The organism is Halioglobus sp. D3-4 (assembly GCF_055809315.1).
In genome coordinates, this window is record NZ_CM147907.1 from 1,179,528 (window position 1) to 1,200,385 (window position 20,858).

Below are 20,858 nucleotides of genomic sequence, written 5' to 3' on the forward strand. Positions count from 1 at the left end.
GTAGTATGTAGTTGAAGCGGGAGATAAGCGTGGGGCACACCCTGGCGTTCGATGTTTACGGGACCTTGATAGATACGCATGGGGTGATGCAGGCCCTGCAGGAAGTCATCGGTGACAGGGCAGGGGCCTTTTCCCAGGACTGGCGGGACAAGCAGCTCGAATACTCCTTCCGGCGCGGATTGATGGGGGCATACCAGGATTTTGGCGTCTGTACTGCTCAGGCCCTGGATCACACGTGTGCCGTGCATTCTATAGCGCTGTCCGAAGCCCAAAAGGCATTGGTGCTGGACAGTTACAGTACGCTACCTGCATTTGACGACGTAAAAGAAGGGCTCACGAGCTTGCGAGTAAAAGGTTCAAGTTTGTTCGCGTTCTCCAACGGGCGACGTGCGGCAGTACAGACACTACTGGCAAACGCGGGAATCCGTGACTTCTTTGCGGGTGTTGTGAGCTGTGATGATGTCCAGACATTCAAACCCAATCCTGGTGTTTATGATCATTTTATCGCCGAGACAGGCTCTGACCCACAGAGTACCTGGCTGATTTCCAGCAACCCTTTTGATGTGATCGGCGCCGTAGCCGCCGGCTGGAAGTCAGCCTGGGTACGCAGGTCTGATGCAGCGATATTTGATCCTTGGGAGTTTGCGCCAACGACAGTTGTTAAGAACCTTGGTCAACTCACTGAAAAACTGATGCTGTAAAACCGTTTGGCGTCAGACGCCTCGCTATCAACGATGAGCGAAGCTCCCAGTAATATCCAGTTAATCCTCCGACAGTAATCTCAGCCAGGGTGAACTGGGCATATTCCGCATAGCAGGGCGCTCGAAGCGGCACCTGATCCTTATGGACACTATGGTCGCTTTGTCCCGAAAAGTGACCAATAACTGCACAAATCTACCGGCCCTGACGCCAGCAGAAAAGCCTTTGTGGAATTTTGTCTGGAACCTGGAATATCTGGCACCGGACGTCCAGCGACTGTATCCATATTGTCACAGCAAACAAATCTCCTACTAGACCTGTTATTCAACAAGTTCTTAACCCAGCAAGCCTTAGATAGATAGCGCATTTCATTTCACGGTTAACACAGGTGAGATACGGATGTTTCTACGCATTGACCAATAGTTACCGTCCGACGACCAAGGTCGTTGTGATGTCTCTCTCCATCACAGCCAGGTAGCAGGGAAGTAGGCCTGATGTATTTCTTTCGATTCCCGATGCCGCATTATTCAACCTGTGGACAATTGTGTGTCCTAATACTATATTTAACATAATATATATTATGCGCATATATAATAAGTCAGGCGCGCCTGTGGATATGTGGCTTGGAATCTGTATTTATAGGGGATTTTGCGGTTTGACGGGCTTCCCGTGCGGGTTCGATCGCTGCCAGATTGTCAGTGTGTTCTTGTCATGGGGTATCTCACTGGTGGATAACGCCGCCATTGGGATACATTATTCTTGAGCTTTTGAGATGCTGAATGCTTCGGGCCAGGGAAAATTGTGTTTCAGTGCGCGACTCACATTCGTAGACGAGTTTCTGCGTGATAGTTTCCTTGGCCCCTATGCAGACGAACCTGCTGTATAGAGTGACAGAATGCCAATCAGCGAGTGTTCTGATATTTCACCTACTGACACCGACCGCATCACTGGTAGGCGCTCAAGCTGCTTTACTGCTTGCCCGTTGTCCATTTCAATCTATGATCTCGGGTGTTCGAGAGCCATTCCCGCCAAGATCGCCTGGTCAGCTTTAAACAGCAGGATCAGCGATGATTTGGACACCTCCGCCTCAAGGGTTTGGCAGCCACTCTTTGTCTTATACAAGACATATACTCGTGGCTGTGGTGTTTCTATTACTGCTGGGCCATCCAATCTACTGATCGATCGCCTGCTTTATATACCCCTCTCGAACACAAATTCGCTATTTATAATATTATTATGTTAAATAAAGCTGAGTACGCCACTTATGCATGAAGTTGCAAGGTTACTGTGCGCTACTTCTACACCGCATTATTCGATAACGCGGCGCCCAAGTTCCCTTCTGCGTTCTCTATACTGCAGCACGACTGTGTATACCACCGGTAGTACCAACAGGTTCAGTATCAACACGGTGAACATCCCGCCCAGCATGGGCGCTACAATTCTCTGGGTAACGTCTGATCCGGTGCCTGTACTCAACGCAATGGGCACCAGGCCCGCTATGGTCGATACCGCTGTCATCAGGACTGCGCGCGCGCGCTTCGATGTCGCCGATTGCGCCGCCTCTTTGATGGCCTGCACGCTGAGTCGTTGGTTCGTGCCTGTCCCCTGCTCTCTTATCGAGCGAATTTCCTGATCGATAAAGCTCAGTACCAATACGCCGATTTCTGCTGCCAGCCCCGCCAGTGCTATAAAACCCACTGCCACGGCAACAGACAGATTGTAACCATTGATATAAATGAGCCAGATGCCACCGATCAGCCCAAAAGGGATAGATAACATCACTACCAAGGGCTCTACGGCGCTCCTGAAGTGCAAATACAGCAGTACAAAAATGACGAACAGTGTTGCGGGAGCGACTATTTGCAAGCGTGCGGCAGCTCGCTCCATATGCTCAAACTGGCCAGACCAGCGCACGGTATAACCCGCTGGCAGCTCCACATCTCGGGAAACAGTTTTCTTCGCGCGCGCCACATAGCCGCCGATATCGGTTGTGGAAATGTCGACATAAATCCAGGCATTAGGACGCGCATCTTCCGATTTAATCATCGGTGCACCGCGTACATAGTCAATATCAGCGACCATCGCCAGCGCGATCGGTGTCCCTCCCGGTGTCGGTATCAACAGCCTATCCAGTGCCTCCCGGTCTGATCGCAGTGCCCTGGGTAGGCGGATATTCAGCGGATAGCGCTCAATACCCTGAACGACCTCCGTAACGTTCATGCCTCCGATAGCGCTCATAATCACATCCTGTACGTGCCCTACCGTCAGGCCATACCGAGCCGCCGAGTCTCGTTGGATATTGATATCAAGATAGTAGCCACCGGCAGATCTGTCGGCGAACGCGGAGAGCGTCTCCGGCAGTGTGTTAAGCGCCTGCGCTATATTGCCAGCGATCTCTTGCAGGGTTTCCAGATCGGGCCCGGATACCTTGATCCCAACAGGTGTCTTAATACCCGTCGCGAGCATATCAATGCGCGTCTTGATCGGCATCGTCCAGGTATTAGCCAGGCCGGGAAACTGGATGGCCGCATCCATTTCGTTCATGAGTTCCCGTGTCGTTTTAGTCGGGTCAGGCCAGTCTGCTTTTGGCTTCAGCCTCACCGTGGTTTCCAGCATTGACAGTGGTGCAGGGTCGGTAGCCGTTTCAGCACGCCCCGCTTTACCGAATACCGATTGCACCTCGGGAAACGTTGTTAGAATACGATCGGTTTGCTGCATTAATTCCTTGGCCTTAGTGATGGAAATACCTGGCAAGGTCGTTGGCATATAGAGAATATCGCCCTCGTCCAGCGGCGGCATAAACTCACTGCCTAGTTGGCTATACGGGTAGGCAGTTAAGGCTAGCAGGAACACTGCGCACACTATGGTCAGGCCCCGAAAACGCATCAGCAGAGCGAGTATGGGGGTATGAACCCGATTGACGATGCGGCTGATGGGATTGCGCTCCTCGGACAGGATTTTGCCGCGCAGGAAGTAACCCATAAGAACGGGTACCAGCGTAATGGAGAGAATTGCCGCCGCCGCCATTGAGTAGGTCTTGGTAAAAGCCAATGGGCTGAAAAGCCTGCCCTCCTGCGACTGGAGTGTAAAGATGGGCACGAAAGAGACCGTTATGACCAGCAGTGAGAAAAACAGCGCCGGCCCCACTTGCCGACACGCCAGTTCGATCGCTGCCCAACGTTCGCGATTGCTCAGGGCGTTTCCTTTGGCAGCCGTCGCCAGAGCGAGCTGCTTGTGCCCGTTCTCAATCATTACGATCGCTCCATCGACCATTGTGCCTATCGCGATAGCGATACCCCCCAGCGACATGATGTTGGCATTCAAGCCCTGAATACGCATCACGATAAACGCAAGCAGGATGCCCAGCGGTAGTGTAATGATTGCGACGAATGCCGAGCGTGCATGCAGCAGAAACAGAATGACCACGAGGCTAACGATCAGCAGTTCCTCCATCAGCGATATGCCAAGGCTTGCTGATGCTCTTTTGATCAGGTCACTGCGATCATATACCGTTACGATTTCAACACCCTCGGGCAAGCCGGGCTTGAGTTCCTCCAACTTTGCTTTCACCGCTTCGATGGTGGCCAGTGCATTTTCGCCAAAGCGCATGACGACAATACCACCGGCCACCTCGCCCTCGCCGTTCAGGTCAACGACACCGCGACGCAATTCCGGGCCTGTTTGAACGTGTGCGATATCCTGGATACGCACAGGCGTGCCCGAGCCATCATCGCCGATGGGAATACTGTTGATATCGTCAATTGACGCAATGTACCCGGGTGCTCTCACCATATACTCGGTTTCAGCCAGCTCTATCAGCCGCCCGCCGACATCGTTATTGGAACGCTGCACCGCTTTTTTGACCTGGTTCAGAGTGATGTTGTAGTGCTGCAGTGCATTGGGGTCGATCTCGATCTGGTACTGGCGCACATATCCCCCCACTGATGCCACTTCGGCAACGCCCGGAACCGTCTGCAGCGGGTAGCGCAAAAACCAGTCCTGCAGGGATCGGAGATCGGCGAGATCGTGTCGCCCCGTCCTGTCCACCAGTGCGTATTCGAATATCCAGCCCACACCCGTGGCATCGGGGCCAAGCGTGGGTGTAACGCCTGCGGGGAGACGACTGCTGGCAGCATTGAGTGCTTCCAATACGCGCGAGCGCGCCCAGTACATGTCCACATTGTCATTGAATATGACATAGACAAAAGACACGCCAAAGAAGGAATAGCCGCGCACGACCTTGGTATCGGGCACAGACAACATGGCGGTCGTCAGCGGGTAGGTTACCTGATCCTCCACGACCTGGGGTGACTGCCCCGGGTGCTTTGCCAGCACAATCACCTGTACGTCGGATAAGTCGGGGATCGCATCCAGCGGTGTGCTGATATAGGCAAAGACGCCGACGATCGCAAGTATGAATGCCGCCAGTAGAACAAAAACCCGTTCTTTTATCGCAGCACTGATGATAGCCCTGATCATTCGCTGCCCCCCTCTGCCTGCTCCATCATTTTTGCAGATGCCTCCTGCAGTTTCGATTCAGAGTCGATCAGGAACTGCGCAGATACCACTACGCGTTCGCCCGCGGCAACACCGTCCAGAATCGCCACCGTGCCCTCTGACTCAATACCCAGCGTAACGGGCCGGGGTTCGAACGTACCGTTATCGGTGACGACAAACACCTGATCAAAGCTACCCGAGCGCACAACAGCCTCTGCCGGGATGACAACCTCCTCTCTCGCCTGCGAATGGATGCGCACATCCACAAAGGTCTCAGGCCGCAGTAGTAACTCCGTATTATCAAACTCAATACGGACTTTGGTGGTTCTGGTTGTCGCTTGCGAATAGGGGTAGATATACGCAACAGTCCCCCTGAGAATCTCGCCGGGGAGGCTCTTCAGCGTCAGGTCCACTGCGTCGCCCTCTTTAACCCAGGGCAGTTCGTATTCGTAGATATCGGCATAGACCCACACCGTCCCCAGATCGACAATCTCGAACAGCTCTGTTTGCGGCGTTACATACTGTCCTTGCCGAGCGCCGATGCGGGTGACAATGCCAGCCGAGGGGGCATGGATATGTAGGGTTTCCTGAATGCTATGAGTCTCCTCCAAATCCCTGATCTGGTGCTGTGGCACGTCCAGAAGTGTCAGGCGTGCACGGGAACTATCTACCAGAGCGGTCGCGCCGCGGCGAATATCCGTAAATGGGCTATCCTTTAGCGCAGTGTAGTTGTTCAGCGCAAGCAGGTATTCCTGCTGTGTGGAAACCAGCTTCGGTGAATAGATGTCCAGCAGTATTTCGTCATCATCAACCGCTTGCCCTGTTTTATCGATGCGAAGATCCCTGATCCATCCTTCGACCTTTGGGTGTAGAGTGACGATCTTGTCTTCTGCATAATCAACACGACCGGCGGCGCGAATCGTACGTGATAGCGATTGGATCTCCGCGGGGGCAGTGCGCAAGCCGATATTGTTTTGCACGACAGGGTTAATGCTGACAGTGCCTTTTTGTTGCTCCTGTTCCTGTTCGAAAACGGGGATATAGTCCATCCCCATTGAGTCTTTTGTCGGCACCGGTGAAGTGACAGCCGGGTTCATCGGGTTTCTATAAAACAGCGGTTCGCGCTCGGCAGGTTTACCGGTAGGTTGCTCTACGACCTGCCCGTCTACTGCGAAATAGCCGATACCGATTCCCAGTGCCAGACAAACTAGGCCGACCGCTACATGCCCCTTATTCATAGATATTCTCCTCGCCGACCGCTGCAAAGAGCCTGGCTATAGACTGTTGCGCTTCGGAATACGATTTCCAGTACAGTAACTCTGAGTTAAAAAGTGTGGCCTGGCTGCGAGCCACACTGAGAAAGTCCACCTCATTCACCTGGTATCCCGCCAGCATGGATTCAACGGTTTGCCTTGCCTGAGGCACAATACCGCTGCCGTAGAGCGCCAGCTGCTCTGTGGCCTGCTGATAGGCTGTAGTAGCATCGGCAATACTCATATAGACCTGGTTCTTCTGGTCCAGCAGCGAATAGCGCGAGCGCGCAAGTTCGCGCGTGCGCTGCTTTACTGATTGCGATTGCCTGCTACCGGCATAAAGCGGCACATTCACGCTAAGCATGACGGAGACAAAGTCCTGTCTGGATTGCCCCAGTTCATCCTTCTCGCGATTGCCGTAAGCCAGCCCTACTTTAAAATCCGGGTAATATTCCTTTTTGGCCAGCGCCAAGCGTGAACTCGATGCATCGATCGATGCCTGTTCAAGCTGTAGCAAAGGCCGCGCGCTTTCGGCGCGCTGGTAGAGGACGGCTTGGGTGGCGATAGCCCTGGACATTTCAGGTGTTTGGGTTGGCAGCGTGACAGGTGAATCCGGCGAGGTGCCCATCAGCACATTCAAACGAATGACATGTTGCCGGCGCATGGCGTTCAACTGAATTTCGGTGTCGAGTAGTTTGGACAGTTCCAACTGCGCAAGCAGGACATCCTGTTGCAGCCCCTGCCCCACTTCGTATTTTTTAGTGGCGACCTCCACCAGTTGACGAGTGACTGTCTGGTTTTTCGTCACCGTTTCAATGGCACGATCGAGATAGAAGACCTCCCACCAGGCCACTGTCACATTCATATCGAGATTTAGACGCATCTCATCGACGGAAAATGCTGCTGCCTCTGCTTCAAACAGGGCGATGTCCTCGTTGAGTGCGAGCTTGCCTGGAAACGGAAACACCTGGCTTATACCGACCTGAACCTGAGTCATGGCTTCCTGATTCATATCAAAGTTATCCCAGGGCAGGTTCATCGCGTTTAAACTGACTACCGGGTCCGGCAGGATCGCCACTTGAGGCGCGATATGTAACAGCGCAAGATACCGTTCTCGCATCGCATCGAGGCCGGGGTTCTCGCTTGCGGCGCGATTGCGCGCCTCCGCGAGCTGCAGCCCCCTCGCATTTTCTACATGGGCGGCGTCAGCTATCACAGTAGAACTGATTAACATTGACGCGCACAGGCATAACGCTATCAGTGCGAAATGTGGTTTAGCGCCTGGCATGCCAATCGCTGAGTTGCGTCTACGTATTGCAACACAGTCAAATATAAAGTTTTTCAAAATACGTCACCTGGTCCCAATAACCACGGCAGTCAAAGCGCGGATAGCACAGGCCTGCGCGGCGAAAATCGAAATGGAATTACTGAGAGTGCGACCGAAAAAAGTCGCGTAATGCTAGCTTAGCCTGGGAGGCCGATAGAGCTCGAACGGTGACGGCGGGATAATTACTGGGGTGATAATGGCGTAATTTACGTCGGGTCGTACGGCGATCGCACTGTAGTAGTCGCAGGTGAGTGACGATGACATCACGGAACAGGCTGTTGCGCAGCTGAGCCCGCCGTTGCAGGATTTACAGCTATCGGGTTCGACAGGTTCCGGCTTTGCTTCCTCATGGCAGGACGGGGACATACTCTTCAACGGTTGATCGGGGCCGGCATTGTCGGTGTGGTTGGGGTCCATGGATACAGCCGAACTCTGTGCCGCATCACCGCTCATTACGCAGGCGGACGCTAGTGATGCTACCGGTTGCAGCAGCATCAGGAGAATCATCAAGCTGTTGACAATACGATGTCGCATACGGGTCAAGTCTGTTCGTGTCCAAACCAAGTATAGGCCTGTTGGTACCTTATCACAATTGTGGGGTGGCTCAGTTTGAACTCCTCCCCAATCTCTGCGAATTTCAAACTTAGCTACTACCGATATGCTGGTAGACCCGACAGCCCAAGTATGTTCTTGTTAGATGCAGCTTGTCCTGGAGCAGCAAACAGGTAGCGTAACGCCGGATCAATTATGGTCCGGCAACACCTCAAGTTCCTGTACTTCCGGACGCCGCCTACGTCGGGTTCTCGCGGGAATCATGCTGCGCATGGCTTCCATCTTGCCAAAGCACAACAGCTTGTCGCCCGCTTCCAATAATCGGTCGGCGCGTGGATTCGGGATGACTTTGGCGCCTCGGTACAGCGTAAGGACGTTTACATCACTTTCAGCCAGTCCGGTTTCTCTTATCTTCTGGCCGACGAATTTGGAACCCTCGGGGACATAGATTTCACTGACGCCATAACCCTTGCTAACAGTCAGCCGCTGCCTGACATCTATCTCCGGAAAATCTACCTGCGCTGCGATGTATTCAATTACGGCACCGGCTACATCCAGTCCGGTGGCCGCTTCAATGCCCTCAAGCCCCGGTGAGGAATTGACCTCCATCACCTGTGGCCCATCCTTGCCCTCAAGCATATCGACGCCGGCAACCTGCAAACCGAGGATCTGCGTGCACCGAACAGCCGTCTGTATATACTCTTCGTCCAGTTCCACCGGCTCAGCGATGCCGCCGCGGTGCACATTACTGCGAAACTCCTGCCCCTGCGCGACGCGTCTCATCGCGGCTACCACTCGATCACCGACCACAAAGGCACGAATATCACGCCCTTTGCTTTCGGCGACAAACTTCTGGATGAGTACATTCTGCTTTTGGCTCTGTAATAGTTCGACAATACCCTCTGCGGTTTTTACGGATTCAGCCAGCAATACACCAATGCCCTGGGTACCCTCAATAAGCTTGATTACGACAGGTGCACCCCCTACTCGCTCTATCGCGGGTAGCACGTCCTTGCGGTCGCGGACAAACGTAGTACGCGGAATCCCCACATGGTGTCGACTGAGGATTTGCAGGCTGCGCAATTTGTCGCGCGAATTAGTAATACCGTGCGCGGTATTTGCGCAGAATATGTCCATTTCCTGAAACTGGCGCACTACCGCTGTGCCGTAATAGGTGATTGAAGCGCCGATGCGTGGTAGCGCCGCATCATACTGCGCGAGCGGCTTTTGCCGGTAGTATAGGTCCGGTGAACCCCGTTCGAGGTCAATCGCAAATTTCAGCGTGTTGAGCACATCGGCCTGGTGTCCACGTGCCAATGCAGCCTCCTTCAACCGGCGAGTGCTGTAGGCATCGGGCGAACAGGAAAGGATGGCAAGTTTCATTGTGAACTCCTATGGGCTGATATTAGGACATTAAGCAAGTTGGAGAGATACTTTCTCTGCCGGTAAGAACCGTGCCAGGGCAGAGATTGAAGCATATTCAGGTGAAAGCGCGTAAGCCCATATACCCAATATAGCTGGCGACCAGTGCGGACGCGACCATTCGATTCATCGTTGCGCGACCGTAGAAAAATACCACCAGCAGAACCGTTGTGAAAGCCAGTGTCAGCAGTATATCAAAAACCCCGCCCGCAGGAATGGGCACAGGTCTTATCAGGGCGCTGATAGGAAGAACAAACAGGCAGTTGAAAATATTGGAGCCGATGACATTGCCCACACAGAGGTCGGACTCGTCCTTAAACGCCGCGATTATTGAAGTGACAAGCTCCGGTAAACTGGTGCCTATGGCCACCACCAGCATGCCAATCACCACCGGGGAAACGCCCAGCGCAGATGCCAGTTCCGAGCCCTGGGAAATTGTCAGCTGGCCGCCACCGGCGAGTGCCGCTATTCCGAACCCGACGTAGATCCAGTCGACACGCAGGCCCAGTGGCAATTTTGGCGGCAGCATTGTCTTCATCTGGTTCATATTGGCGATCAGGGGATCTTCGCGTTGCTGCATGACGTCACTGATAGTGAGATAGAGAAATATGCTGAAAAGCAGGAGCAGAATAATGCCATCGGATCGCGAGATCATCGCGATACTACCGACTAGTGGCGCATCGAGTGTCATCACCAACAACACGGTTGACCCAAGTAACAGCAGCGGTAACTCGCGTCGCACAATCTGACCCTGGATTTTCATCGGTTTGATCAGTGCAGCCACGCAAAGCACCAGACCGAGGTTGGCAAGGTTGGAGCCGACCACATTCCCGAATGCCAACTCAGTCTCATTGCTGATTGCACCGATGACGTTTACGACAAGTTCTGGTGCACTGGTGCCGAATGCAACCACCGTGAGACCGACAAGCAGCGGTGATACGCCGTGATCGCTGGCGATTCCTGATGCCCCGCGGACCAACGCCGTGCCTCCCAGAAGCAAAAACATCAACCCCAGGACCAATAGGAAAAATGACACTAAACCTTTACCTTAAAACTGCGATGCTTCAATAGTAACAAGTTTAGATAATAGGTGCATTGCTTGCATCGCCCGGGGGTAAGGAGAAATCGCTGGGTTGCAGTTGTTCCTGAAACTGTTCGACCTCCTTTTCTACGGCTGTAACATGTCTCCCATACAGTGCGATGTGAAAGGCAGCATCACCTTCGTAGACAAGTGGTAAATTGGTTCGACCAATTACAATGCCGTCATTGGGGGCTGTCATCGGCGTTTCGCTCGAGCCCAGCGGGTCTGCCACCATTGCAATGACCTGGCCGCTTGTGACTTTGGCGCCCAGCGGCACGAGGGTTCGTAATACGCCGCTTTCTGGCGCGCGCAACCAACTGGTCTGGTAGCTGATCACAGGAGGGGCAGGCTCTCTCTTGCGCAGCGAGGCCCTCAGCATGCCAATGCTGCGCATAACGTTGATGATACCTTTCAGTCCTGCTCGTATATAGAGCTCTTCGAACCTCAGGGATTCACCTGCCTCATAGAGAATGACCGGAATACCGGCGTCCTGCGCACAGCCGCGCAATGAGCCATCGCGCAATTTTGCATCGATAGCCAGCGGTACACCGAATGCCTTTGTCATCGCGAGAATCTCGGGGTTATCCAGGTCTGCTCGAATCTGCGGGAAATTCGAACGGTGACGCGAACCGGTGTGCAGATCTATCCCATGTGTGGATTTCAGGACAATCTCCTTGAGAAAGGTATGTGCAACGCGGCCGGTCAGCGAACCTTTGGGGGAACCCGGAAACGAACGGTTGAGATCGCGTCCATCGGGTAGGTATCGCGTATGGTTTACAAAGCCATAAACATTGACAATCGGTATCGCGAGCAGGGTCCCGCGCATATTCTTTAGCGCCTTGTTTCCCAATAGCCTGCGAATAATCTCCACGCCATTGATCTCATCGCCATGAATGGCAGCACTGATGAACAGTATCGGCCCAGGCTGCTTGCCGCGAATCACCTGTACGGACATTGCCAGATCATCGTTGGTATACATGGGGGCTACCGGAATATCGACAACGGTGCTTTCACCGGGAGCGATACTGACTCCGCCGATAACGAGATCTGGGTGCGATGTTTTTGCCATGCTGAAGTCAGGCCCCATGTAGTGTTTTACTTTGGACGTAGGATTTTCCCGGATGGACCACGTAGCTTGCCCTGAGCGCGGTGCGCCCCAGCAACACGCGAAACAACATACTGTCGCGATCGGTCAGCGTGACCTCAGCCTGAATAATGTCTTCACCAATGCTGATGGCCGTTTCTATGACATAGCGTAATTCCTCATGGCCGCCAGAGTCACGTACGACGCGCTGGTCTTTCACCGGCGCCTCGGATTCGACGATGTTCTCTGTATCGCCCTGCTCGGGGTGAATGGCAAAACGTACCCACTGCCTGTCACCGCGCATAAAGGGTTGTACCCTGAAGGCATGTAGGGCGCTGGTGCGCGCGCCGGTATCAATCTTGGCTTTTATTCTGGGTATATTCAGATCGGGAAAACCTATCCACTCTCGCCATCCGATTGGCTTCTTGCTACTCATCGGAAATCGCTCCTGTTTGAGTTTTGTAGGGCCGTCACCAGAGGATTTCGCCGGCGCCCAGTACATACAGTCTGTCTGCCACCAGCTTTCGAATTTGCATGGCATCATTCAGGAGAAGCGCTTCTTCGACAATTGATCGGGCATCGTCGATGCTGATCTGCCGAAGTAGCCACTTGATTTTGGGCAATTGTGCCGCGCTCATACTCAGTGTGCGCCCTCCAAGACCGAGCAGCAGCACGACTGCGATCGGGTCGGAAGACATCTCTCCGCACACGCTGAACGGTAGGTCGGTGCTCCGGGCTATTTCTATCACGCGTGCAATCTCGTGCAGCACGGCGGGATGAACATGATCATAGGAGCGGGCCACTCTGGGGTTGTTGCGATCCAGCGCGAGCAGGTATTGGCTCAGGTCATTTGAGCCTATGGAAATAAAATCGAGCAGATGTCGCCAGGAGCGCAGCTGTGAAATTGCTGAGGGTACTTCGACCATAATGCCTACCGGGGGTCTGCGCACTGTAATTCCCTCCTCTGACAGCTGCGCGATGGCGTCGTCCAGCAAAGTATGGAACTCAATGATCTCGGAGGTGTTGCCCACCATGGGCAACATGATGCGCAGGTTTTCCCGCCCTTCCGATGCGCGCAGCATCGCTCTAATCTGACTCATGAACAGTGAACTGTTGTCGAGACAAAAGCGAATTCCGCGCCAGCCGAGTGCCGGGTTCTCTTCGCGGATCGGAAAATACGGTAACGGCTTATCGCCGCCTATGTCCAGTACGCGCATGTGAACGGGTTTGTTATCGTACGCTTGGAGTATCTGCCGGTAGACTGCCAGTTGCTCCTCCTCCGATGGAAACGTCTCGCTCACCATGAAGGGAATCTCAGTTCGGTAGAGCCCCAGGCCTTCTGCACCGGCCTGCAATCCGGGAGAGATATCTGCCAGCAGACCGCTGTTGGCGTAGAGACAGATTTTCGTGCCATCAACCGTTTGTGCTGGCAGGTCGCGCAAGTTCTGCAACTCTCCCTTGAGTTGCTGTTCAGCCGTCAGTATCTGCTCATATTCGGCCAGTAACGACGGTGTAGGCCTGACGAACACCCTTGCAGTGTTGCCGTCGACCACCAGCTCATCCCGATTGAAGATTCCCCTTATTTCGCCCACTCCCATGACAGCGGGGACACCCAGTGCATTGGCGAGTACCGCAGTATGAGAGAGGTTGGAGCCCTGAAAGCAGACAATGCCGGCGAGATATGCCAAAGGAATTCGCGCAATATCGGAGACGCTTACCTGTGAGCCCACCAGCACTGTCCGGGTAGCCGGGAGTGCTTCGCTCTCGGGCGCCTGCAGGCCACGCCAAGCGCTGTAGAGTTTATTACCCAGATGCCGAATGTCTTCATGTCGCGCGCGCAGATACGGATCATCCATGGCCAAAAATACATCGGCATGCTGGTGAATCACTTTTTTCAGGGCGCCGGGAAGATGCACGCCGTCCCGTATCAGCTGGGCCACGCCATTGACTAGCGAGGGGTCCGACAAAAGCAGGCAGTAGGCGTCAAACACAGCGGCAACTTCCTGCGACAATACCTCGCTCAAGCCCGCCTGTTCGCGTTTTACGTCCGCGAGCACTGTTTTGACAAGCGCCTGCCACTCCTCGAGTGTGGCCTCGACATCGTCGCTGTGTCCGTCGGGAACGGAATACAGATCAACTTCGTCGCACAGCCTGACCTGGCCGATGCCAATGCCCGGAGCGCCCTTGATGCCTGATAGTACGGGCGCGGAACTCTGGTTGATCTCCTGCCAGATAGATTCCGTGGAAACCACTAGCGCCAGTTGACTACCCAGCGTCACCAGCACGGCTGATTCTTCGGCAGAAAGTTCGCGCGCTTCCTTGCTCTGTGTTACCAGTACCCCGATGACAACCCCTCCCCTGACGATCGGTACGCCAAAAAAGCTGCTGTAACGCTCCTCTTTTGTCTCCCTGATACTGTAAAAGGCCGGGTGTTTGGCAGCGTCGGCAATATTGATCGGGTGTCTGGACTGTGCAACCAGTCCTACCAGCCCTTTTCCCGCCGGTATGCGGATGCCGCCCACCGAGCCCAGATTGAGCCCGTGGCTGGCCAGCAAAGCCATATCACCTCTTTCATCGGCGAGGTACAAGCTGCAAACGTCCAGGCCCAGGTATTGCTGGATGGAATCGACTATTACGGAGACCTGCGCCGAGGGTGATTCGGCCTCGGCTGCGGCCTGCACGATGCGTGTTAAATCCAGAATTACCGACATTTCCCTGCCCTTACCCTGCCTCTACCCTGTGCTGCCTATTGCCAGGGCGTCCGCGCTCGTTTTGTTGCTGACTGAGTACGCGAATAAGTCTCACGCAAATTTCTCCCGGCACCTGCCGGTACAACCCTGGACTCTTTTCTTGCGTGTCTCCTGCCAAGTAACTAGGCTTGGCAGGGAGTCGCTGTTCAATTCAAAGCAATGTTACCCACAACTGTTCTCGGGAGAATATACCACATGATGAGGGCGCTATTACTATCTGCAGACGGTAACTACTGTGAAGGTGACGAGCAGCTGGTGGAATCGTGGCGGGAGCAACCCGGCGGAACACTGTGGCTCGACATACAGGACGAGATCACCCCCGACATTCGCCAGCTGTTGCAGAGTTTTGAGTGTAATGAGCTGGCCATCAACGATGCTGCGCGAACGCGCCACCCGCCAAAGGTCGAGAATTTCAACGACAACAGCTTCATCCTGTTTCGCGGTATCAGTGAACTCGATGATGCGCTCACACATGTGCCGCAGCAGTTGGCGATATGGGTGGGTAAGGATTACCTCATCACTGTCCATCGCGGCCACTCCGTTAGTGTTGAGCAGCTGCTGGGGCAGGCTGTATCCGACAATCTCCTGCAGTCACCGGCGGTGCTGGTACTGGGACTTCTTCATTACGCTGGGGGGCGCTATTTGGCGAAACTGATGGCGGCGGAAGAGCGTATCGGTGATCTGGAAGACCAACTGCTGGGTGAGTGCCCGAATGATGCATTGAAAGAACTGGTCGCATACCGCACTCGCCTGCGAAAACTGCGACGGACATTCAATTACCACCAGCGTGTTGCCGAGACTATCCTGAACGATGGCTGTCCATTGCTGGGAGTTGGCGAGGACAGTGTCTATCATGAGAGGCGCGACCTCTATGATCGCTGCGAGCGCTTGTCGAGTCTGTGTACGCTGTACTATGAGCTGTGTGGAGATCTCGTGGACGGCTATATTTCGCTCAGTTCACACCAGCTCAACAACACGATGAAGATACTGACGATTATCACGGCAATATTTGTTCCGATAACATTCATCGCGGGGCTGTATGGGATGAATTTCGATAATATGCCCGAGCTGCACTTTGAATACGGTTACTTCTTTGTGTTGGGTATTATCCTCGCGGTCGCCGTGGCAATGATTGTGCTGTTCAAGAAGATACGCTGGCTTTGACCTAATGCTCAATCAGATATGGGCCAGCGCTCGTCCTCTGTGTAGAACGTAAAACGCTCCTCGATGATGTCCTGCGTCAGGCCATACTCTGCGAGATCATACTCGTGTTTGCCGTGCTTGCCCTTCGGGTTGGCATCAATGTGCGCCTGCATCGCCGCGCGGGATTCATCGCTTAATGGCAGATCGAAAGCTCGGTACACTTTCTCCACCATTGTCATGGGTTGATCCACAAACTCGCGCTGAGAGCAGTCCACAAAAAGTTCCGGTGGCAGTTGCGCGCGCTGCGCCAGACCCTTCTCCAGCGACATGGCGTACCACTCCATTACTGCCCTGCCCGTCTGCGCAGCGTCGAGGTGGCTGATATCCCCCATGTACATACCCATTACGACCTTGTTCATGCTGTTGATACTGGGTACAACACGCTGTGGATCGCGGTGGCACCAGATAAAACGCGCATCCGGGAAGACCTTGCGAATCGCGTCGATTCCCCACATATGCGCCGGTGCCTTCAACATCCACTGTTTGCCGGGGTTGCGCCAGTTCAGCAATTGCATCTGCCGTTTCTGGTAGGCGTACATCGGCTCCAGATCGCGTTGCAGTAACCAGCTCCGGTAGGGCTCCAGCATGATCTCGAAACCCAGCTGCACCCCATCAAATGCGTAGGCGTGCAGCAGCACACACTCCTCGGGCGTGTCTGCGTCGATATAGTGAATTTTGGCGAATTCCGAGTTTCGCGACTCTTCCAGTGCCTTCACCAGATACGGGTAACGCGGATCTTCCTGTCCTGGCTCGCTATCCGGCCAGGGGTCGGGAAACTGTACTTCCCACTGCAGCAGGCCTCGGTTGTCTGGTGCGGCCACCAACAGATTCAGCAGTGCCGACGTGCCGGAACGGGGCAAACCGGTTACGAATATGGGGGCAATGATCTCCTGCTCGGCAATCTCCGGGATGGCCTTGAAGGCGTTTTCGCATTTCAGGCGAGTGGCAAGTTGCATCACCACCCTGTCACGGCAGCGCTTGCGACCCTCGGGGTCCTTTACATTACGATCGTAAGTTTCCAGCAGTACTTCAAGGCCCTCGCGAAAGGGCAGCTCACCAAAATCATCAAACCCGGTCTGGCTCCTGGCTTCTGCGATCAATTCATCGGCGTCGTAGCTCACATTTTCGTCGGTCATTTCAGGTCCGCCAGTTTTACAACGCGTGTTTTGAGCTCGGGGTGGTGTTTCGCGCCAATCCAACGCCAGCACATCGTACCCATATTGTGTCCGGCTGTTTCGATCCAGTTGGGCACGCCGGGGTCAGTGTGCGATACCACCACCCGAACACTGCCGTCGCTGTTGTAGTGGGCGGTGTGTTTATTGACATGGATCGTGTGATGCCGATAGTCCAGCGACTCCATCCACCAGTTATCCAACTGGAAGTTCCAGGTCTGGCACTCGGGAATTTCTGGCGCATCGATGATGAAGACTTCGTCATCGGCGAGTTGCCAGGCACTGTGGAAATAGAAGATATTCGGGTCGCCGCCGATCAACTGGCAGTACGCCTGATCCGCAGGCGGTAGCTCGTTCAGGGTCGGTAGAAAACTCTCGGACCAGTTTTCAAACAGGGTGGCCGATCCCTTTACAAAGCCCACTGCACCCTTCAGGCCCCGGTCAAGTTTTTCGGCAGAGAATGCTTCGGGTCGCTCTTCATTGGCGCCGATCCGCTCAATTTTTAAATCGGCCGCCTTTTCATTGATGCGATCCTGAAAAGTCTGGCGGACGGTAATGGAGTTGGTCTCTGGCCCCATAGGCAACCAGTTACCGGGATGTTCATTCTGACTGACAATAAGCTCCAGTTCGCCGTTCGGGCCGATCTCCATATCCCGTGTATCGATATGGCCTGTCACCTCCATCGTGCCACCGGAGGCATATTTGTTGATGATGGTACTGAATCCCAGGTAATCCACAGTGCCGCGACTACCGGTGATACGATAGTCGTGATTGGGGCTAAGCGGTGCGCTCTCGTAGCGGTTGTCAGGGTTATCCGCACCGAGTTTGATCGTCTCATGAGCGCCGCAGCGCAGTTGTGGGAACAGTGGGTCGCGAAATTCAAGGAAGCTCTCGAGGCCGCCGCGCAGCAGCCGAGCAAGATAGCGGTATCCCTCTGCCTGATTGAACGCGTCCTGTGGCGCGGCCGGGCTGCGGATGATATTTCCCGCCTCTTTCAGCGCATCACAAAATTCATCCCAGGTGGTTCCCTCAAGCACTCTTTTTTCGGCATCGCTGTTCGACATAGGTTCTCTCTTATTCGATGGGGTTACAGTGGCTGCGATAGTGATAGCAAAGGCTTTGTTGCGAAGCAAGTGCTACTCCCGATGCAGCCTCTGGAGTGCTGAAGGAGTCTATGCCTTTGAACCAGAGGGCGTGTCGCCTACAACACGCCCTGTGCGAACTGTCTTGCCGCGTAATCGCAGGCGCGGGCGGTAAAGGCCATATAGGTGAGTGAAGGATTGACACAGGACGCCGAAGTCATGAAGGAGCCGTCCGTGATGAACAGATTGGGCACATCGTGTGACTGGTTGTGCGCATTCAACACAGATTCTGTCGGATTGGCGCCCATGCGGGCTGTTCCCATCTCGTGAATACCTTCACCGGGCATGGACATGTCGTCATTGCCCAGTAGGGAGATAACCGCACCAGCGGCCTTCAGGAGACGGTCAGCTTGCCGCTTGGCATCGCGGCGCAGCTTCACTTCGTTCTCCCCCCACTCAAAATCGAACACCACCTGGGGAATACCGTAGCGATCAACTTTATCCTTACTCAGATACATGCGGTTCTTTTCGTTGGGCAGGCATTCGGTAAATCCGGCGAGTGCAAATATCCATGGGCCGGGTTTGCGCAGTGATTCCTTTAGCGAGGCGCCGAAACCCTTGTTGTTCATTCCGGTTTGCCAGTCCACTCGCAACGTGGCTGTCTGATAGCCGTAACCGCGGACAAAATCGGCATCCTCATCCTGCCCGTTGAGGTTCCTGAATCTCGGAATATAGAGTCCGGTGGGACGGTTGCCATGATAGTAGCTGTCCATATTGTCGAGGAACACACCGGCCCCGCTCAGGCCAAGTGTGTGATCCATCATGTAATGCCCCAGCGTGCCACTGCTGTTGGCCAGCCCATTGGGAAAGGCCTCACTGGCGGAGTTCATCAGAATCTGTGTACTGCCGACGGTGGAAGCGCAGAGAAAGAAAATCCGTGCGCTGAAGCTCATACGCTCTTTACTGATCGCATCAATGACGTGCACGCGGGAGATCTTGCCAGAATCGTTATCATATTCCAGACGCTCTACAACGGAGTTTGCGCGCAGGGTCAGATTGCCTGTCGCTTGAGCCGCTGGCAGCGTTGAACTCTGGGAACTGAAGTAACTGCCGGTAGAGCAACCGCGCGCGCAGGGCCCGCAGTAGTGACAGGCGCTGCGACCGGGTAGATCCTCGGTTAGTATGGCTACGCGGCCATTGGTGAGTGTGACATCCGGCGCCTTTTTCTTCAGCCGCTCGTTGATCGTCTCTTCCAGCGCGAACCAGGGCATGGGCTTCTGGAATTCGCTGTCCGGCAATTGCGGCAAGCCCTCTTTTTTACCGTTGATACCAACAAACTTCTCAACATAGCTGTACCACGGAGCAATATCTTCATAGCCAACGGGCCAGGGTATGCCATGGCCATCGATTTCATTGGCCTTGAAATCCATTTCGCTGAAGCGGTAGGTCTGACGGCCCCAGATAAGAGAGCGCCCGCCGACGACATCCGCGCGCGCCCACATAAAGGGTTTGCCTTCATCCATCGCGTACGGGTTTTGCTTGTCGTTGTTCCAGAACTGCCGCGTGGCTTCATTGAAGGAGTGCGTGACCTTGCTCTGTACCGGATAGTCCTCGGCATAGAGTTCGCGCGGCTTTTTACCCTGAAAGGGAAATTTCCAGTTTGGTGCGTGTTCGCCCAGATATCCGCTGCCCGCCGCCAGTGGTTTGCCGCGCTCCAGCACCAGTACCTTCAGGCCCTTTTCTGTCAGTTCCTTGGCCGCCCAGCCGCCGGAAATACCGGACCCAACCACGATGGCGTCGAAATCATACTGCTTGGCTTCAATCATAGTTATGTACCACCGCGTTACAGGGGAGAGGACCAGGAGCTATCGTTTTTACCGAGTGGGATATCGCCGTTGAAATACATTGGCATGGGGTCGTACCGCAGGACCTGGGAGCCGCCCTCCTCCGATGTGAAGAATCCCCAGATAGTGAGTTCCTTGATCTGGCAGATAAACGGCGCATCGCTGATAAATTCGCGCAGGGTGTTGCCGAATTCATACCACTCGGAGGCCGAGGCCTCATCTTCCAGTGCTTCCAGGATTTCCAGTTGCTGCGCAGCACTTAACTGGTCGAATGACGCGCCGTACTCCTGCGGGATGCGCGTTTCAATATCCGTCATCCCGGCATTAAAAATCGCCAGTTCCTCTTCGTTAAGCCAGTTCGCAACCATCAGCTCAATATATTTTGGCACGCCGGCATCAATGGCCCCGGGAGTATCCGTACGCGGGATAATGGTCTCAGCCATTGCCGCAACAATTTTCCGCTGCGCGGGCGTGAAATAATCCACAGCCGTTGTATTGTAGTCGGGTGCCTTGGCCAGATAGGTGGTCTGTTCAGCACTGAGGGAAAATCCCAATTGGCTGGCGCTGACACCCGATATCAGGATGGCGGTACATTGCAGGAACTCGCGTCGATTCATACGTGCCTCTCAGCGTCTACGAATAAGTTTGAATAGAGCAGGAATAACAAGAATGGCCGCTGCCACCGACAGACAGACCAGCACCCGGTGTTCATAGACCCCGAGATAGTATCCGGCGGCCTTGAACCCTGAGTAACCCCAATAGATCGCATCAATCCCGGTGAGGTGGTGTAACTCATAGAACATATCCGCTGTCGCGGGCAACAAAAAATACAGATAAAGTGCTGCCAGAATGGCAATGATCCACTGTCGTCTCGAGATTGGCATTACAGTTT

16 protein-coding genes and 1 pseudogene are annotated in these 20,858 nt (G+C 54.3%); 2 read left to right on the plus strand and 15 right to left on the minus strand.

Annotated elements, in window-relative coordinates; translation table 11 throughout:
* Window positions 1-29 precede the first annotated feature (29 nt).
* The gene (locus AC0L6S_RS05030) at window positions 30-701 is read left to right on the plus strand and encodes a haloacid dehalogenase type II (protein ID WP_473427333.1); all 672 of its coding nucleotides are present in this window, start codon (window positions 30-32) and stop codon (window positions 699-701) included.
* A gap of 1,306 nt (window positions 702-2,007) precedes the next feature.
* On the opposite strand, the gene AC0L6S_RS05035 is transcribed toward AC0L6S_RS05030, so the two are convergent.
* From AC0L6S_RS05035 to ptsP, 10 genes and pseudogenes are all read right to left on the minus strand, one after another.
* Entirely contained in the window at window positions 2,008-5,178 is a 3,171-nt protein-coding gene (locus tag AC0L6S_RS05035; protein ID WP_473427334.1) for an efflux RND transporter permease subunit, read from the minus strand.
* Window positions 5,175-6,434, minus strand: coding sequence for an efflux RND transporter periplasmic adaptor subunit (locus tag AC0L6S_RS05040; protein WP_473427335.1), 1,260 nt, complete (start codon window positions 6,432-6,434; stop codon window positions 5,175-5,177). Before AC0L6S_RS05040 ends, AC0L6S_RS05035 begins: the two co-directional genes overlap by 4 nt.
* Window positions 6,427-7,683 carry a TolC family protein gene (locus AC0L6S_RS05045; RefSeq protein ID WP_473427336.1) on the minus strand — a complete coding sequence of 419 codons (1,257 nt, stop codon included), beginning with the start codon at window positions 7,681-7,683 and terminating at the stop codon, window positions 6,427-6,429. The genes AC0L6S_RS05040 and AC0L6S_RS05045 overlap by 8 nt, the downstream gene beginning before the upstream one ends.
* A gap of 225 nt (window positions 7,684-7,908) precedes the next feature.
* The gene (locus tag AC0L6S_RS05050; RefSeq protein WP_473427337.1) at window positions 7,909-8,310 is read right to left on the minus strand and encodes a hypothetical protein; all 402 of its coding nucleotides are present in this window, start codon (window positions 8,308-8,310) and stop codon (window positions 7,909-7,911) included.
* A gap of 207 nt (window positions 8,311-8,517) precedes the next feature.
* Window positions 8,518-8,811 (minus strand): cation:proton antiporter regulatory subunit, encoded by a 294-nt coding sequence (locus tag AC0L6S_RS05055; RefSeq protein WP_473428548.1) that lies wholly within the window; start codon window positions 8,809-8,811, stop codon window positions 8,518-8,520.
* A pseudogene (locus AC0L6S_RS05060) lies at window positions 8,788-9,711 on the minus strand (ATP-grasp domain-containing protein); the annotation flags it as partial. The gene AC0L6S_RS05055 and the pseudogene AC0L6S_RS05060, both read right to left, overlap by 24 nt.
* A 97-nt stretch (window positions 9,712-9,808) precedes the next feature.
* Complete coding sequence (locus tag AC0L6S_RS05065) at window positions 9,809-10,786, minus strand: calcium/sodium antiporter (RefSeq protein WP_473427338.1); 978 nt, start codon at window positions 10,784-10,786, stop codon at window positions 9,809-9,811.
* 43 nt (window positions 10,787-10,829) lie between these two features.
* Window positions 10,830-11,900: a succinylglutamate desuccinylase/aspartoacylase family protein gene (locus tag AC0L6S_RS05070; RefSeq protein ID WP_473427339.1), complete on the minus strand. Its 1,071-nt coding sequence runs from the start codon at window positions 11,898-11,900 to the stop codon at window positions 10,830-10,832.
* A gap of 7 nt (window positions 11,901-11,907) precedes the next feature.
* Entirely contained in the window at window positions 11,908-12,351 is a 444-nt protein-coding gene (locus tag AC0L6S_RS05075; RefSeq protein ID WP_473427340.1) for an ATP-dependent zinc protease family protein, read from the minus strand.
* Between the two features lie 34 nt (window positions 12,352-12,385).
* On the minus strand, window positions 12,386-14,626 hold the full coding sequence (ptsP, locus tag AC0L6S_RS05080; protein WP_473427341.1) for a phosphoenolpyruvate--protein phosphotransferase: 2,241 nt from the start codon (window positions 14,624-14,626) through the stop codon (window positions 12,386-12,388).
* Between the two features lie 234 nt (window positions 14,627-14,860).
* Here ptsP and AC0L6S_RS05085 point away from each other — a divergent pair, with 234 nt between their 5' ends.
* Window positions 14,861-15,829: a magnesium transporter CorA family protein gene (locus AC0L6S_RS05085; protein ID WP_473427343.1), complete on the plus strand. Its 969-nt coding sequence runs from the start codon at window positions 14,861-14,863 to the stop codon at window positions 15,827-15,829.
* An 8-nt stretch (window positions 15,830-15,837) separates the two neighbouring features.
* On the opposite strand, the gene AC0L6S_RS05090 is transcribed toward AC0L6S_RS05085, so the two are convergent.
* The 5 genes from AC0L6S_RS05090 to AC0L6S_RS05110 form a co-directional block, all read right to left on the minus strand.
* Complete coding sequence (locus AC0L6S_RS05090; RefSeq protein ID WP_473427344.1) at window positions 15,838-17,004, minus strand: sulfotransferase family protein; 1,167 nt, start codon at window positions 17,002-17,004, stop codon at window positions 15,838-15,840.
* Window positions 17,001-18,104 carry a DUF1214 domain-containing protein gene (locus AC0L6S_RS05095; protein ID WP_473427345.1) on the minus strand — a complete coding sequence of 368 codons (1,104 nt, stop codon included), beginning with the start codon at window positions 18,102-18,104 and terminating at the stop codon, window positions 17,001-17,003. The genes AC0L6S_RS05090 and AC0L6S_RS05095 overlap by 4 nt, the downstream gene beginning before the upstream one ends.
* Window positions 18,105-18,241: 137 nt before the next feature.
* A complete protein-coding gene (locus AC0L6S_RS05100) occupies window positions 18,242-19,948 on the minus strand; it encodes a GMC oxidoreductase (RefSeq protein ID WP_473427347.1) in 1,707 nt (568 codons plus the stop codon).
* Between the two features lie 17 nt (window positions 19,949-19,965).
* The gene (locus tag AC0L6S_RS05105; RefSeq protein WP_473427348.1) at window positions 19,966-20,583 is read right to left on the minus strand and encodes a gluconate 2-dehydrogenase subunit 3 family protein; all 618 of its coding nucleotides are present in this window, start codon (window positions 20,581-20,583) and stop codon (window positions 19,966-19,968) included.
* Between the two features lie 9 nt (window positions 20,584-20,592).
* Complete coding sequence (locus AC0L6S_RS05110) at window positions 20,593-20,850, minus strand: hypothetical protein (RefSeq protein ID WP_473427349.1); 258 nt, start codon at window positions 20,848-20,850, stop codon at window positions 20,593-20,595.
* Between the last annotated feature and the right edge of the window lie 8 nt (window positions 20,851-20,858).

Coding starts and splice junctions, on each gene's coding strand:
- AC0L6S_RS05035 (WP_473427334.1), bottom strand. CDS start 5,178: ATGATCAGGGCTATCATCAGTGCTGCGATAAAAGAACGGGTTTTTGTT.
- AC0L6S_RS05070 (WP_473427339.1), bottom strand. CDS start 11,900: ATGGCAAAAACATCGCACCCAGATCTCGTTATCGGCGGAGTCAGTATC.
- AC0L6S_RS05045 (WP_473427336.1), bottom strand. CDS start 7,683: ATGTTAATCAGTTCTACTGTGATAGCTGACGCCGCCCATGTAGAAAAT.
- AC0L6S_RS05100 (WP_473427347.1), bottom strand. CDS start 19,948: ATGATTGAAGCCAAGCAGTATGATTTCGACGCCATCGTGGTTGGGTCC.
- AC0L6S_RS05090 (WP_473427344.1), bottom strand. CDS start 17,004: ATGACCGACGAAAATGTGAGCTACGACGCCGATGAATTGATCGCAGAA.
- AC0L6S_RS05095 (WP_473427345.1), bottom strand. CDS start 18,104: ATGTCGAACAGCGATGCCGAAAAAAGAGTGCTTGAGGGAACCACCTGG.
- AC0L6S_RS05105 (WP_473427348.1), bottom strand. CDS start 20,583: ATGAATCGACGCGAGTTCCTGCAATGTACCGCCATCCTGATATCGGGT.
- AC0L6S_RS05085 (WP_473427343.1), top strand. CDS start 14,861: ATGATGAGGGCGCTATTACTATCTGCAGACGGTAACTACTGTGAAGGT.
- ptsP (WP_473427341.1), bottom strand. CDS start 14,626: ATGTCGGTAATTCTGGATTTAACACGCATCGTGCAGGCCGCAGCCGAG.
- AC0L6S_RS05075 (WP_473427340.1), bottom strand. CDS start 12,351: ATGAGTAGCAAGAAGCCAATCGGATGGCGAGAGTGGATAGGTTTTCCC.
- AC0L6S_RS05040 (WP_473427335.1), bottom strand. CDS start 6,434: ATGAATAAGGGGCATGTAGCGGTCGGCCTAGTTTGTCTGGCACTGGGA.
- AC0L6S_RS05110 (WP_473427349.1), bottom strand. CDS start 20,850: ATGCCAATCTCGAGACGACAGTGGATCATTGCCATTCTGGCAGCACTT.
- AC0L6S_RS05050 (WP_473427337.1), bottom strand. CDS start 8,310: ATGCGACATCGTATTGTCAACAGCTTGATGATTCTCCTGATGCTGCTG.